The organism is Actinomyces radicidentis (assembly GCF_001553565.1).
In the GTDB taxonomy this organism is placed as follows: domain Bacteria; phylum Actinomycetota; class Actinomycetes; order Actinomycetales; family Actinomycetaceae; genus Actinomyces; species Actinomyces radicidentis.
Genome location: NZ_CP014228.1, coordinates 369,228 through 382,374 on the forward strand (window position 1 = coordinate 369,228; position 13,147 = coordinate 382,374).

Annotated in this window: 12 protein-coding genes; 5 read left to right on the top strand and 7 right to left on the bottom strand. The window is 68.9% G+C overall.

The features are described from left to right. Nucleotides 1-73: 73 nt before the first annotated feature. From rfbA to AXF14_RS01550, 4 genes are all read left to right on the top strand, one after another. Nucleotides 74-946 (top strand): glucose-1-phosphate thymidylyltransferase RfbA, encoded by an 873-nt coding sequence (gene rfbA / locus AXF14_RS01535; RefSeq protein WP_067939556.1) that lies wholly within the window; start codon nt 74-76, stop codon nt 944-946. Between the two features lie 164 nt (nt 947-1,110). Then, a complete protein-coding gene (locus tag AXF14_RS01540) occupies nt 1,111-2,901 on the top strand; it encodes an NTP transferase domain-containing protein (RefSeq protein ID WP_067939559.1) in 1,791 nt (596 codons plus the stop codon). Nucleotide 2,902: 1 nt separating this feature from the next. Continuing rightward, nucleotides 2,903-3,856, top strand: a complete 954-nt coding sequence (locus AXF14_RS01545) for a DMT family transporter (RefSeq protein WP_067939562.1) — start codon at nt 2,903-2,905, stop codon at nt 3,854-3,856. Between the two features lie 77 nt (nt 3,857-3,933). Continuing rightward, on the top strand, nt 3,934-4,803 hold the full coding sequence (locus AXF14_RS01550; protein ID WP_067943886.1) for a LicD family protein: 870 nt from the start codon (nt 3,934-3,936) through the stop codon (nt 4,801-4,803). Between the two features lie 17 nt (nt 4,804-4,820). Here AXF14_RS01550 and AXF14_RS01555 read toward each other — a convergent pair whose 3' ends face one another. The 4 genes from AXF14_RS01555 to AXF14_RS01570 form a co-directional block, all read right to left on the bottom strand. Further along, nucleotides 4,821-6,080: a lipopolysaccharide biosynthesis protein gene (locus tag AXF14_RS01555; protein WP_236755836.1), complete on the bottom strand. Its 1,260-nt coding sequence runs from the start codon at nt 6,078-6,080 to the stop codon at nt 4,821-4,823. A gap of 15 nt (nt 6,081-6,095) precedes the next feature. Continuing rightward, a complete protein-coding gene (locus AXF14_RS01560; RefSeq protein ID WP_067939571.1) occupies nt 6,096-6,986 on the bottom strand; it encodes a glycosyltransferase family A protein in 891 nt (296 codons plus the stop codon). A gap of 59 nt (nt 6,987-7,045) precedes the next feature. Beyond that, nucleotides 7,046-8,053: a glycosyltransferase family 2 protein gene (locus AXF14_RS01565; RefSeq protein WP_067939574.1), complete on the bottom strand. Its 1,008-nt coding sequence runs from the start codon at nt 8,051-8,053 to the stop codon at nt 7,046-7,048. A gap of 129 nt (nt 8,054-8,182) precedes the next feature. Next, the gene (locus AXF14_RS01570; protein WP_236755843.1) at nt 8,183-9,022 is read right to left on the bottom strand and encodes a LicD family protein; all 840 of its coding nucleotides are present in this window, start codon (nt 9,020-9,022) and stop codon (nt 8,183-8,185) included. A gap of 119 nt (nt 9,023-9,141) precedes the next feature. On the opposite strand from AXF14_RS01570, the gene AXF14_RS01575 reads away from it, so the two are divergent. After that, nucleotides 9,142-10,245 carry a glycosyltransferase family 4 protein gene (locus tag AXF14_RS01575; protein ID WP_067943887.1) on the top strand — a complete coding sequence of 368 codons (1,104 nt, stop codon included), beginning with the start codon at nt 9,142-9,144 and terminating at the stop codon, nt 10,243-10,245. Nucleotides 10,246-10,255: 10 nt separating this feature from the next. Here the strand turns inward: AXF14_RS01575 and AXF14_RS01580 are convergent, their stop codons facing one another. From AXF14_RS01580 to AXF14_RS01590, 3 genes are read right to left on the bottom strand one after another with little or no spacing between them, the layout of a single operon-like run. Then, entirely contained in the window at nt 10,256-10,651 is a 396-nt protein-coding gene (locus AXF14_RS01580; protein WP_067939584.1) for a DUF2304 domain-containing protein, read from the bottom strand. Further along, nucleotides 10,648-11,394 (bottom strand): glycosyltransferase family 2 protein, encoded by a 747-nt coding sequence (locus tag AXF14_RS01585; RefSeq protein ID WP_067939588.1) that lies wholly within the window; start codon nt 11,392-11,394, stop codon nt 10,648-10,650. Before AXF14_RS01585 ends, AXF14_RS01580 begins: the two co-directional genes overlap by 4 nt. Continuing rightward, the gene (locus AXF14_RS01590) at nt 11,387-13,108 is read right to left on the bottom strand and encodes a DUF2142 domain-containing protein (RefSeq protein WP_067939591.1); all 1,722 of its coding nucleotides are present in this window, start codon (nt 13,106-13,108) and stop codon (nt 11,387-11,389) included. The genes AXF14_RS01585 and AXF14_RS01590 overlap by 8 nt, the downstream gene beginning before the upstream one ends. Nucleotides 13,109-13,147 lie beyond the last annotated feature (39 nt).

Below are 13,147 nucleotides of genomic sequence, written 5' to 3' on the forward strand. Positions count from 1 at the left end.
GGCGGACATGCACTTGGGCACTGGCCGCCCGATAACGCTCGCTCCCAGCCGTCCCATGGGTCAGACTGTTCTCATGCGAGGCATCATCCTGGCCGGCGGTTCCGGCACGCGACTCAACCCGATCACCCTGGGCACCTCGAAGCAGCTGGTCCCCGTCTACGACAAGCCGATGGTCTACTACCCGCTGAGCACCCTCATGCTCGCAGGCATCCAGGACGTCCTCGTCATCACGACGCCGCACGACGCCGCCAGCTTCCACCGACTCCTCGGCGACGGCTCCCAGCTCGGCGTCAACCTCTCCTACGCCGTCCAGGAGGTCCCCAACGGCCTCGCCCAGGCCTTCGTGCTCGGCGCGGACTTCATCGGTGACGACGCGGCGGCCCTCGTCCTCGGCGACAACATCTTCTACGGCCCCGGCATGGGCACCCAGCTCCGTCGCCACACCGATCCCGCCGGCGGCGTCGTCTACGCCTACCAGGTGGCTGACCCCACCGCCTACGGCGTCGTCGAGTTCGACGAGAACAACAAGGCGATCTCCATCGAGGAGAAGCCCGCTCACCCGAAGTCCGACTACGCCGTCCCCGGCCTGTACTTCTACGACAACGACGTCGTCGAGATCGCCAAGAACCTCGAGCCCTCGGCCCGAGGCGAGTACGAGATCACCGACGTCAACCGCGTCTACCTGGAGGCCGGGCGGCTTGAGGTCGAGGTCCTCCCCCGCGGCACGGCCTGGCTCGACACCGGCACCTTCGACTCCCTCGCGGACGCCACGAGCTTCGTGCGCACCATCCAGCACCGTCAGGGCCTCAACATCGGCTGCCCCGAGGAGATCGCCTGGCGCAACGGCTTCATCGACGACGAGGGCCTGCGCCAGCGCGCCGAGCCGCTCGTCAAGTCCGGCTACGGCGAGTACCTCCTCGACCTGCTCGACCGCGGCCGGCGCTGAGATGCCGCGCAGCGTGCTGCGGCGGACCAGGCCGCGCACCGAACGCGCCGCAGCCCCTCAGCATCGTCGCAGGTGCGCAGGAGCTAGCACGATCGTTCAGATTCCCGTAGGCTAGGTTCGTTTTCGAACACCGACCACCGACGGCGATCCCGAACGGATGACCGATGCCCACGAGTCTCAGCGAGCCCCAGTTCACCGTCCTCAACACCCTGCGCACGGCCGCCTCACCCCTGACCCAGCGGCAGCTCGAACGCAGCACGCCCCTGTCACTGGGCACTGTCAACGCCACCGTGCGCGAGCTGGAGGCGCTCGGGCTCGTCAGCGACCGGAGCATCACCGAGGCAGGCCTCCAGGCGCTGGCCCCCTACCGGGTGGACAACGCCATCATCCTGGCGGCCGGCCTGTCCAGCCGCTTCGCCCCCATCTCCTACGAGCGCCCCAAGGGCACCCTCCGCGTCCGCGGGGAGGTCCTCATCGAGCGCCAGATCGAGCAGCTCCGTGACGCCGGCATCGAGGACGTCACCGTCGTCGTGGGCTACAAGAAGGAGCACTACTTCCACCTCGTCGAGAAGTACGGCGTGTCCCTCGTCGTCAACAAGGAGTACGCCAGCCGCAACAACAACGGCTCCCTGTGGCTCGTGCGCGAGCAGCTGGGAAACACCTACGTGTGCTCCTCGGACGACTACTTCACCGAGAACCCCTTCGAGGACCACGTCTACCACGCCTACTACTCCGCGCAGTACGCCTCGGGCCCCACCGACGAGTGGTGCCTGACCACCGGGCCCGGAGGACGGATCACCGGGGCGACCATCGGCGGTGCCGACGCCTGGACGATGCTCGGTCACGTCTACTTCGACCGCACCTTCTCCAGGACGTTCCGCACCATCCTCGAGTCGGTCTACGACCGCCCCGAGACGGCACCGCTGCTGTGGGAGTCGATCTACCTCGCCCACATCAAGGATCTCGACATGGCGATGCGGCCGTACCCGGCCGGCGTCATCAACGAGTTCGACTCCCTGGACGACCTGCGCGGCTTCGACCCCCACTTCATGGAGAACCTCGACTCGGAGGTCTTCAGCACCATCAGCTCCGCCCTCGGGTGCGACAAGAGCGAGATCACGGACTTCTTCCCGCTGAAGCAGGGCATCACCAACCTGTCGTGCCACTTCCGCGTCGGGGACGAGGAGTACGTCTACCGCCACCCCGGCGCCGGCACCGACAAGATGGTTGACCGCACCGCCGAGCTCGAGGCCCTTGAGCTCGCCCGGAGCATCGGCATCGATCGGACGTACGTGGCTGGCAGCCCCAGCAGGGGCTGGAAGATCTCCCGGTTCGTGCCCGAGGCTCGTAACCTCGACGTGCGGGACGACAACCAGCTGCGCACCGCGATGGGCATGTGCCGGACGCTGCACTCCTGCGGCCGCCGCCTGGAGCGCACCTTCGACTTCATCACTGAGGGACTTCGCTATGAGTCTCTCCTGCGGGAGCACGGTCCCATCGACGTGCCCGGGTACGACGACCTGCGCACGAGGGTCCTGCGTCTGAAGTCCCGTGCCGACGCCGACGAGCACGGCCTCGACCTCGTCCCCAGCCACAACGACTTCTTCCCCCCGAACTTCCTCGTCGCCCCCGACGGGCGTATCGACCTCATCGACTGGGAGTACGCAGGGATGTCCGACGGTGCCGCCGACTTCGCGACGATGGTGGTGTGCACGCCCGAGATGGACGAGGAGAGGATCGAGACCGCTCTGGGCTTCTACTTCCAGCGCTCCCCCACGGCGGACGAACGTCGTCACTTCCGCGCCTACGTCGTCCTCGCGGGCTGGTGCTGGTACGTCTGGGCCCTTGCCAAGGAGGCCGAGGGGGACGACGTCGGAGAGTGGCTCCTGACCTACTACCGCCACGCCCACGAGCACCTCGACAGGCTCCTGGCTGAGTACGAGGACGAGGCCTGAGATGCGCTTCGGACTGATCTCGGGCGCCCTGTGGGGCCTCGACACGGTCATCCTGGGCATCGCGCTCGCGATGGCGCCCTTCGTCGGTGGCGGGCACGCAGCGCTGTCAGGCGCCGTGCTGCACGACGTGACCAGCGCCCTCATCCTGCTGGCCTACATGGCTGCCAGAGGCCGCCTACGGGACACCCTGGTCGCCGTGCGCACGCGCTCAGGACGGGCCGTCATCATCGCGGCCCTGCTCGGAGGACCGGTGGGGATGACCGGCTACCTGCTGGCGATCAGCAACATCGGCCCCGCCTACACCGCGATCACCTCGACCTTCTACCCGGCCGCGGGCACGGTCCTGGCCTTCTTCGTCCTGGGTGAGCGGATGCGCCCCCGGCAGGTCATCGCCCTCGTGACCGCGCTGGCTGCGATCATCGTCATCGGCTGGTCCTCCTCACGGAGCGCTGAGTCCGGTTCCGCGCTCATCGGGGTCCTCGGCGCCGTGACCTGCGTCCTGGGCTGGGGCTCCGAGGCCGTCCTGCTGACCTGGGGGATGCGTGAGGAGACGATCGACAACGAGACCGCGCTCCAGATCCGTCAGACGACGTCGGCCCTCGTCTACGTGCTCGTCGTCGCGCCGCTGGGCGGAGCGCTGGGCCTCGCCGGGCGGGCCGTCGCCTCCCCGGCCACCGCGCTCGTCGCGCTCGCTGCTCTGGCCGGCTCCGCCTCCTACCTCTTCTACTACCGGGCGCTGGGAACGATCGGGGCCTCTCGGGGGATGGCTCTCAACATCTCCTACTCGGCCTGGGCCGTGCTCTTCGCCCTCCTCCTTCAGGGGACCGTGCCCACTGCCGTGCAGCTCGTGTGCTGCGCCGTCATCCTGGCTGGGGCCGTCCTCGCGGCGACGCCCCGGTGGTCGCTCCTGTGGTCCCGCCCGTCGCAGCCCTCGTCACCGGCGACCTCCTCCTGAGGACTCCCGCCACCCGCTTCATCTGTCCCACCACCGCCGGCTCCGCCTGCCGGCCGCACTCTCACAAGGAGACGCTGATGCCATCCTCTGACGCCGTCGACCCACGGCTCCTCACCCAGATCCAGACCGCCACCACCCGGGTCCTGGCCGAGCTCGACCGGGTGTGCCACGAGCTGGGGGTCGTCTACGCCGTCTACGGCGGCACCGCGATCGGCGCGGTACGTCACCAGGGCTTCATCCCCTGGGACGACGACATCGACGTGTGCATGGAGCGCAAGGACTACGAGCGCTTCCTCGCTCAGGCCCCGGCCCTCATCGGTGAGGACTTCGTCATCGACAGCCAGGAGTCGAACGCCCGCTACCCCAAGACCTTCGCGATCATGGGCCTGGAAGGTACTGAGTTCGTGCCTGCCGCGGCCGCCGAGCGTTCCTACCCGATCCCCATCGGGGTGGACGTCTTCCCTCTGGACGTCATGCCCGAGGAGCCCCGCGCCTACCGCCGCCAGGCCCGCCGCTCGTGGCTGTGGGGCCGGCTGCTGTTCCTGCACGGTTCAGCCACCCCGGACACGGGCCTGGGCACCCCGCTCAGGCAGGTGGCCGACGCCGTGTTCCGCGTGACCCACTGGGGGCTGCACGCCGCCCGGATCACCCCGAGGACCATCTACCGGAGGTGGGAGCAGGCGGCCCGGGCCAGCGAGGGAACGGACTCGCCGTGGCTCGGCGACTTCTCGACGCAGGACCCACGGCGATGGTCGATGCGACGCGACGAGCTGCTGCCGGTGCGCCGGGTCCCCTTCGGGAGCATCATGGTGGACATCGCCCACGACTACGACGCCGTCCTGACACGAGGCTACGGTGACTACATGACGCTGCCGCCCGAGGACGAGCGGGTCAACCACAGCCCCGTGCGCATCAGCTTTGGTCGGCACGCGCCTCAGGTGGACTGAGGCGCCCCCGCGCACGCTCAGGCGGCACCGGGGCGAGGCGACGTCTCCAGGCGTCGGTAATCGACGACGAGGAACAGCGCCAGCACGATCACGGCCACCGCGTAGGAGACCACCCCGCCCCAGGACACTCCGTTCATGCCGAAGGTGTCCACCATGAAGCGGTAGCACAGGAGCGTGACGACGGTGGCCGCCACGTTGCCCAGGAAGCTGGCCTTGAAGTCACGCAGAGCCAGGAGCAGGTCGTTCATGAACCAGGCGAAGGCCGTGGTGAAGGTGCACAGCACGGCAGGCAGCAGCAGGTAGGTGTACCGGGTGATCTCCGCGCCGTACATGAGGAAGAGGATCGGCTTCCCCAGAAGGAGCAGGAGCACGGAGAAGACGGACGTCACGCCGATGATCCCCAGCGTGGTGCGCCGCAGCAGGTGCAGGGCGGAGCGCTTGTCACTGCGGAACCGCTCAGCGAACTCCGTCATGAGCGGGCTGTAGACGTAGGCGGCGCCCATCTGCACGATGACGGCTGGCGAGGCGACGGAGGCGTAGATGCCCAGAGCCGCTGCTCCCGCCGTCGCCGCCAGGTACTGGCGCGGGATGGTGAGCACCGACGAGGAGCACACCTGCGCGAGGACCAGAGGCAGCAGCGTGCCCAGTATCCTCGCGACGCCTCGCAGGTCGAGCTCAGGACGCAGCCGCTCGAAGCGAGCCGCCCGTGGAAGGGCGTAGACCAGGCCGACCGCTGCTGTTGCCACGGCCATGAGGCCGACGGCGAGGTCGAGGGAGTTGGTCCACCACAGGGCGGCGCAGAAGACCACCAGGGTGGACACGCCCTGCATGAGGTAGGACCGGCCGATGACGTCCATGCGCCGGTGCCGCTGCAGGACGGCGTGGAGCACCTCGATCAGCGTCGCGGCCAGCGAGTACAGGAGGTAGAGCAGGATGACGCTGAGGGCCCGGGTGCCACTGGTGGCCAGGGCGTAGCCGAGGCCGATGACGAGGGCGAGCACCGTCGTGCACAGGCGCAGCCCCACGTAGGCCCCCGCCGTGCGCTCACCGTCAACGTCCGTGACCTGAATGGTTCTGAGCCGGAAGTCAGCGAAGGGTGTGACGAGGTTGGAGATCGCCATCGCCAGGGCCAGGGCTCCCGCCGCGTCAAAACCGTGCGACAGGCGCACGACGGCGATGGTGATGAGGTAGTTGCAGGCGAGCCTGCCGATGGAGCCGACGGCGTTCCACGCCATATTGGCCCTGAGCGAGAGTCCCTGCCCCTGAGCGAGTGCCACCACGCGTGCTTCTCCCTACTTGAAGACGGTGTAGCGGGCGACGAGCGCCGGCAGGTAGCAGGCCACGGCCAGCATCCTGCTCGGGGCCATGCGGATCGCGCCCTTCTGTCCTGCCAGACGGCATCCGACGAGGTAGAGGACCGTCTCCCGGGCTCGGCCTCGCAGGGTGGTGGAGCGGGTGGCGCAGTAGCGCTTGTGCTTCCAGTAGCCGATCGGGTTGCGCTTGGCGTTGGCCACGAAGTTGTGGGTGAGCCCGTCCGGAAGGTAGTGGCAGATCGTGAGGATCGTGTTGTCGGTGCGCATCCAGTAGTGCTCATCGAGGGCGAAGAACACGGAGGCCTCGGAGACGAAGGTCTCCGAGGGAGCGACCTCATAGGGGTGGTCACGCAGGACGTCCGTCCGGTGGATCAGGGAGGTGTCCCCCCTGAAGCGGTACCGGTCCAGGAGGTCCCACATCTTGACCCTGCTGACCCCCTGGGGCATCCACGTCCCCAGGGGGGTCGTCTCGTCCGTGCCCCGCAGGGCGACGATCCCGGCGTAGGAGTCGTCCCCGGCGATCGTGCCCCACAGCGTCAGGACGTGCTCGACCGCGGTCGGCACGATCCAGTCGTCCGAGTCCACGACGAAGAACAGCGGGCACTCACAGCGCTCGACGCCGACGTTGACCGCGCGCTGCTTGCCACCGTTGGGCACCTTGAGGTAGTCGATGGCGATCCGTCCCTCGGCCTGCCACCCGGCCACCAGCTCCTCAGTCTCGTCACTGGAGCCGTCGTCAACGACCATCCACACGAAGTCCTGGCTGGTCTGAGAAACCAGGCTGCGGTAGAGGACCGGCAGGATGTACGCGCGGTTGTAGGTCGGCGTGAAGACGCACAGAGACCTCGCGACAGACGGGCTGTCAGACATGTTCCTCCCTCAGGACCCGGAGTCACCCACCATTATGCCTACTCACCTGCCACCAGAACTCAGGACGCGGTCTGGGTGGGGTGCCTGCGAGAGAAGACCGCTCCGAGCAGGCGTGCGGTAGCCCTCGGGCCCACGACCCGGCCCAGGAGCCCGCACAGACGCGGAACACGGTCCCTGCTCATCGCGACGACCTGCGGGAGCCTCGCCAGCAGGTCGTCTCGACCGGCCGATCCGGAGGAGAGCAGCCCCAGTGCCGCAGCCTGACCGGCCCAGACCACCATCGGGTAGGCGAGAAAGGCCTGCAGCGCGTCACGCCGCTGAGGAGACAGCTCGTCGGCGAGGGCGAGGTTCTCGGTGAGGACCTCCTGAAGATCGTCCACGGACGCCTCGGTCAGGGCGTGTGACGTCTGAGCGTAGGGGTGCCCCATGCGGTAGACGTAGAAGCGGTCGTCGCACCAGGCGACCGACGCGCAGTGGGCGATCACCTTGGCGCTCCACTGCGTGTCCTCGTTTCGCATGCCGACGGGGAAGACGATGCCGTGCTCCTCCAGCAGACCGCGACGCACGACCTTGGTCCACACGGCGCTCGACGTCAGTCCGTGGTCGATGATGAAACGGATCGCCTGGGCCGTGGGCAGCGCTGCGACCTTCTCCCCGATCGCGGTGGGCTCGGTCTGGGTGACCTCGGAGCCGTCATGGTTGGACCGGCAGCTCATGTGCCACAGGAGGTCGACCGGACGCTGGACGAGGGAGGAGACGACCTTGTCAAGGCAGGCCTCCGTGCGCCACCAGTCATCGTTGTCGATGAAGGTGACGTACCTGCCCGTGGCAGCGGACACCCCGGCGTTGCGCGCGGCGCTCGTGCGCGCGTTGGCCTGGTGAATGACCCGGATCCGCTCATCCCTGGCGGCGAGAGCGTCGCAGAGCTGCGGGGAGGAGTCAGTGGAGCCGTCGTCGACCAGGATGACCTCCCAGTCGGTGAAGGTCTGGCCCAGGACGCTGTCCACGCACTGAGGGAGGAACTCCTCGGCGTTGTAGACAGGAATGATGATGCTGATGAATGCCACGAGATCCTCACTCGGGTGGATGGAGCGCGCTTCTCGCCTCGCCCTGCCTGGGAGCAGGCAGGCAGGCCGAGGAGCACCACGTTACTGACCGGGCACCGCTCCGGGGCGGGGCCAGTGAACGCACCCGCGTCAACGAGCGTCGTCGGAAGCGGCCCAGGTGGCGGTGCGGACGTGCGCCGGCGGACGCTCCTCGGGCGACGGAACCCTCCGCCAGTCCCCGTAGCGGGCTGTCAGGACGTCCTCAGCACGCGCCGGAATCGGCAGCATCGCCCCCTCGAACAGGGTTCGACGCACCGGGAGGAGATCCTCGGGCCGCAGCGTGTTGTTGTCCATGTCGTTGTCCACGAGCATGACGTAGCGAGGATCCTTGGCGTCAGCGACGTGCGCCGCCCGGGCGAGCTCGTCGCTGCGACGCGCGATCTCGTAGGGGTTCATGCGCCTGGTGACCGGGTAGATGAGACGCTTGACGAGGGCCGCCCGCCAGCTGGTCGCCAGGTGCGGGTCACTCGCCGCGATCGACCGCTTCCAGACGTGCCTCAGGGCGCGCAGACGGGTCAGGCGGATCCGCCTGTCGGCGAAGTCCACGTGCTCCAGCGGGAAGATGTCCACCCACAGGCCGAGGTCCTGCTCCACCCCGACGTAGCTCTCCTCGACGTGGGTACGCGTGTCCACGAGCTTGAAGAAGGGGTAGATCGAGTTCCGGTCCCGGTAGGAGGTGAGCCGGAGGTGCTCCGGCAGCGCTCCTGAGCGGCTCAGCCCGTAGAGCCTCTCGAAGTCCGCCCGAGGCATGTAGACGTCGATGTCGTCATCCCAGGGGATGAAGCCCTCATGCCGCATCGCGCCGATGAGGGTGCCGAAAGCCAGCACGTAGGTCAGCTCATGCTCCCGGCAGAAGCGCTCCAGCTCCAGCAGGACACCCAGCTGCACCTGACGTGACTCCTCATCGCTGAGCTGCTCGCCCTTCCTCACTACAATTCTCCTCATACACTGCACGCTCAGCCCCGAGAGGCTCTTCCGTCCGCGTCACGGCCCGACGTCAAGGGTATCTGCTCAGGCTGCGTGTGCGCGACCACGAGGAGGACGGCGCGGTGCGAATCGCCATCATCACGAACAGCTACCCCCCTCGCATGGGCGGCCTCGAGCTCCACATCGAGAACCTCGCCCACGGGCTCCACGCCCTGGGGCACCAGGTGCAGGTGCTCACCATCGCACCGGACCCCGGCGTCCGTGAGGACGGAGGCGTCCGCGTCCTCACGGGGCGCTCCCACCTCCCGATCGCTGACGTCATCAGCGTCCCCAGCCCCGGCGCGACCCGCGCGATCACCGGGCTCCTGCGTCGGGAGGGCGTCGACCTGGTGTCCACCCACACCCGCTTCTTCCCCATGAGCCTCATCGGGCTGCGCGCCGCCCGCGCCGCTGGTGTCCCCGTCATCCACACCGAGCACGGCAGCGGCTTCGTCGCCTCCCCCTCCCCCGTCATCGCCCTGGGGTCACGAGCCGTCGACCTGACCATGGGGCGTTACGTGCTGCGTCACGCCGACCGCGTCCTGGGCGTCTCCCCCCAGGCTGCCGCCTTCGCCCGCAGGCTGGGTGCGCCGCACGCCGAGGTCTTCTACAACGCGATCGCTCCGGTGACGCTCGCGTCACCGCCGGATGACCGCCCGCGCCACCTCGTCTTCGTGGGCCGGATGGTTCCTGGCAAGGGGTGGGACACCTTCCTGGAGACCGTGGCCCTGCTACGCAGCCAGGGCCTCGACGTCGACGGTGAGGTGCTCGGCGACGGAGCCGATCTGGCGCAGGCACGCTCCAGGGCCTCCGAGCTCGGCCTCAGCGGGATCGTCGCCGTGCGCGGGAGAGTCTCGCAGGAGGCCGTCCAGGCGTCCTTGACCGGCTCGACGCTCGTGAACCCGACGGTCCTGTCCGAGGGGTTCCAGACCACGCTCTTGGAGGCGATCGCCGCCCAGGGTCGGGTCGTCACCTTCGAGGTCCCCGGAGCCCGTCTGCTGCGAGAGCAAGGCGCTCCCGTCGTCGTGTGCGAGGAGCGCAGCGCCTCAGGGCTGGCGCGGTCACTGACGACCGTGCTGACCACTCCGCCTCCGGCGGCCTCCCAGGATCTCATCGCCCAGTGGACGTGGCCCGTGCGGGCCCACGAGTACGCCGCCATCGCCGAGCAGGTCGTCCGCTCCAGGTGACGCCCGTGACTCAGGAGCCGCTGCGACCAGCAGGGTCCTCGTCATGGCGCAGCCGTGCGACCTCCTGCTCAAGAGCCCTGACATCATGACGCAGCAGGGCGGTCTCCTCCGCAAGACGCCGACGGTCCTCGGAGGCCTGCGAGAGATCCACGCTGAAACGCAGCGAGAGCAGCAGCAGGATGATCGCAGCGACGAAGAACGCGAGGTTGAGGGGCACCTTCACCCCGATGAGCGTGGAGAGGGCCTTGAGCGCCCCGGGGATGACGGAGAAGAAGACCGAGCCGACCGCGATGACAATCCACCAGGTCGCGTAGACCTCCTTCATGCCCGAGTTGCGCATCTTGAGGAAGACGGACACGAGGACGATCACCCCGAAGAGCGCACCGAGGAGATAGGTCGTCGTCATGCTGAGGTCTCCTCCGAGAACGTGACGGCGCTCCGTGGCCGCGTCAGGGCGATGCCCAGCGCCATGAAGGCACGCAGAAGGAACCGTGCCGCCTTGATGGGGTTGTGCGAGGGCGTGCCACCAGCCCGAGGCCGCATCTCCACGGCGACCTGGGTGACGGTCAGTCCGCTGCGCGCCGCCAGGACGAGGGCCTCGACGGTGTCCCCGAGGTACTCGGCCGGGTAGTCGCGGGCGAACAGGGTGATGGCCCGCCGACCGCTCAGCTTGAAGCCGGAGGTCGTGTCCGTCAGCCGCGTCCGGCACACGCGCGAGAGCACCACCGAGAGCACCCTCATCGCCCAGTGCCGCGGCCCGTGCACGGTGTAGTCACCCTTGCCGGCGAATCGCGCGCCGATGACGACGTCAGCGCCGCCGGAGCGTGCCGCCTCAAGCAGCGCGGCGACCTCCCGGGGATCGTGCTGACCATCAGCATCGAGCTGGACCGCGTAGTCGTAGCCGTGCCGGTACGCGTAGAGGTAGCCCGCGCGCATCGCCCCTCCCACACCGAGGTTGACGGGCAGGTCGAGGACCTTGACGCCGCGCTCCTGGGCGATCGCGGCGGTCGCGTCGGTGGACCCGTCGGAGACGACGAGGACGTCGACGCCGCCACCGAGCACCTGCTGGGTCTCGTCGAGGACCGCTCCGATGACGTCAGCCTCGTTCCACGCCGGGATGATGACGAGGACGCTTCCCGGGTCAGTCACGTCCCCGCCCTCCCCTGCTGGGAGCAGCGTCGGTACCGCCCCGGTGAGCACCGGCCTCGGGCGCGGGCCCCCTACCCGCTCCGTCGGCCGCCACGGCGTCGCCGTCCGGCTCCTGCTCGGAGCCGGTCCGCGACGCACCCGTCGCGCAGTCGCCGAGCAGCGGGGAGAAGGGGCTCGTGAGGACCGCGGCGCCCTGACGCCGGCTGAGCCACAGGGCGGCCACGACCAGCAGGGTGAAGGCCACGCAGGCGGTCATCCACACGAGCATCGGGCCGGGGACGCGCTCGCTCCACCACCAGCTCGCCTGGTAGTCCAGGTTGAGGAACTCCTCCACGTCCATCCCGTGCACGTAGCGGAACATCACCGAGTGCATCGTCAGCGCGAAGCCTCCAACGACGCACAGGCAGATCCCGGCCAGCTGGGCAGGACGCATCTCGAAGCACCGCTCACCTCCGGCGACCAGCAGGAAGAGGACGGCGACCGCCAGGAGCGGGAGATTGTACCGCGCCTGGTAGGAGAAGATGTCGGGGAAGAGCCCGACCGCGTAGAAGACGGCGGGGATCCCGAGCATGGCGCCGACGACGACCGTCGTCGACAACCACGTGCGCCAGGAGCCTCGCGCGAGCCCCGCCATGACGCATCCGCCCAGGGCCAGGACCCCCAGGACGAAGGGGGCGAACTGGTCGAGGTGGACGTCGATCCAGCCGGGCAGCCAGAACTGGCCGTAGAAGCCGGCGACGTACTTCGGGGCCGTGAGGACGCCGGTGACGAGCCTGTCCCAGAGCTCGGAGTGGCCACCTGCCGAGGACTGGGCGCCGGCCGAGCGCCCTGCGATCATGCCCTGGATCATCCACCACGTGCCGACCAGGGCCAGCACGACGGCCATCACGGCCTCGGGCAGCCGCTTCCGGTTCCACGGCACCGCGAGGGCCAGGGCGACGGCGACGACGAAGAGGTAGAAGGAGGTGTCGTACCTGGTGGCCAGGCACAGGAGCGCGCCGATCAGGGCGGTGACGAGCAGGAGGACGCGCCGTGAGCCGTGCGAGCGAGTCGCCAGGAGCATTCCCGCGCCGTAGACGAAGGTGCCCGTCACGGCCCACGAGCTGGGGTTGTTGGAGGCGATGAAGTAGACCCCCATCGGTACCCAGGACACCAGGACCGCCACGGTCAGTGCCAGCCTGTCCCGACGCTGCGCCCCGAGCCACAGGAGGGTGACGAGCGTGGTGGCGATGAGGACGTTGACCCCGCGCATCAGGACGGCCGAGCGCTCCGGGTCCCCGGTGACCAGCAGGTGGTGGAACCGGTAGAAGCCGCCGGGGTACCCGCCGTCGTCGTACCGGTTGATCCAATGGGTCCTCGTGTCCGAGTACGTGAGCACGCAGGCCGCGGACTCCTGGGTCCGGAAGGAGTAGCACGTTCCTCCCAGCGGCGCCAGCGAGGAGGACGAGGACTCCCCGACCGCCTCGGGCACCTGCACGAGCACCCTGTCCCCGTCCACCTTGGAGGGGCAGGACTCGTACGCCGGCCTCGGGCACCAGATGCTCCCAAGGTGGTAGTCGTCATCGGGGGCCCCGCCCATGGGGGAGGCGACCGCCCAGCCGAGCCCGGAGGCGAGCATGAGCAGCACCATGGCGGCCACTGCCAGCACCGCCCCCCAGCGGGAGGGCGTCCGCCCCCCGTGCGAGCCCCCGCTGTCACCGCGGCTCGTTCTCATCCGGTCCTCCCCACCAGACCGTCGTGCCGACGGGCGCGG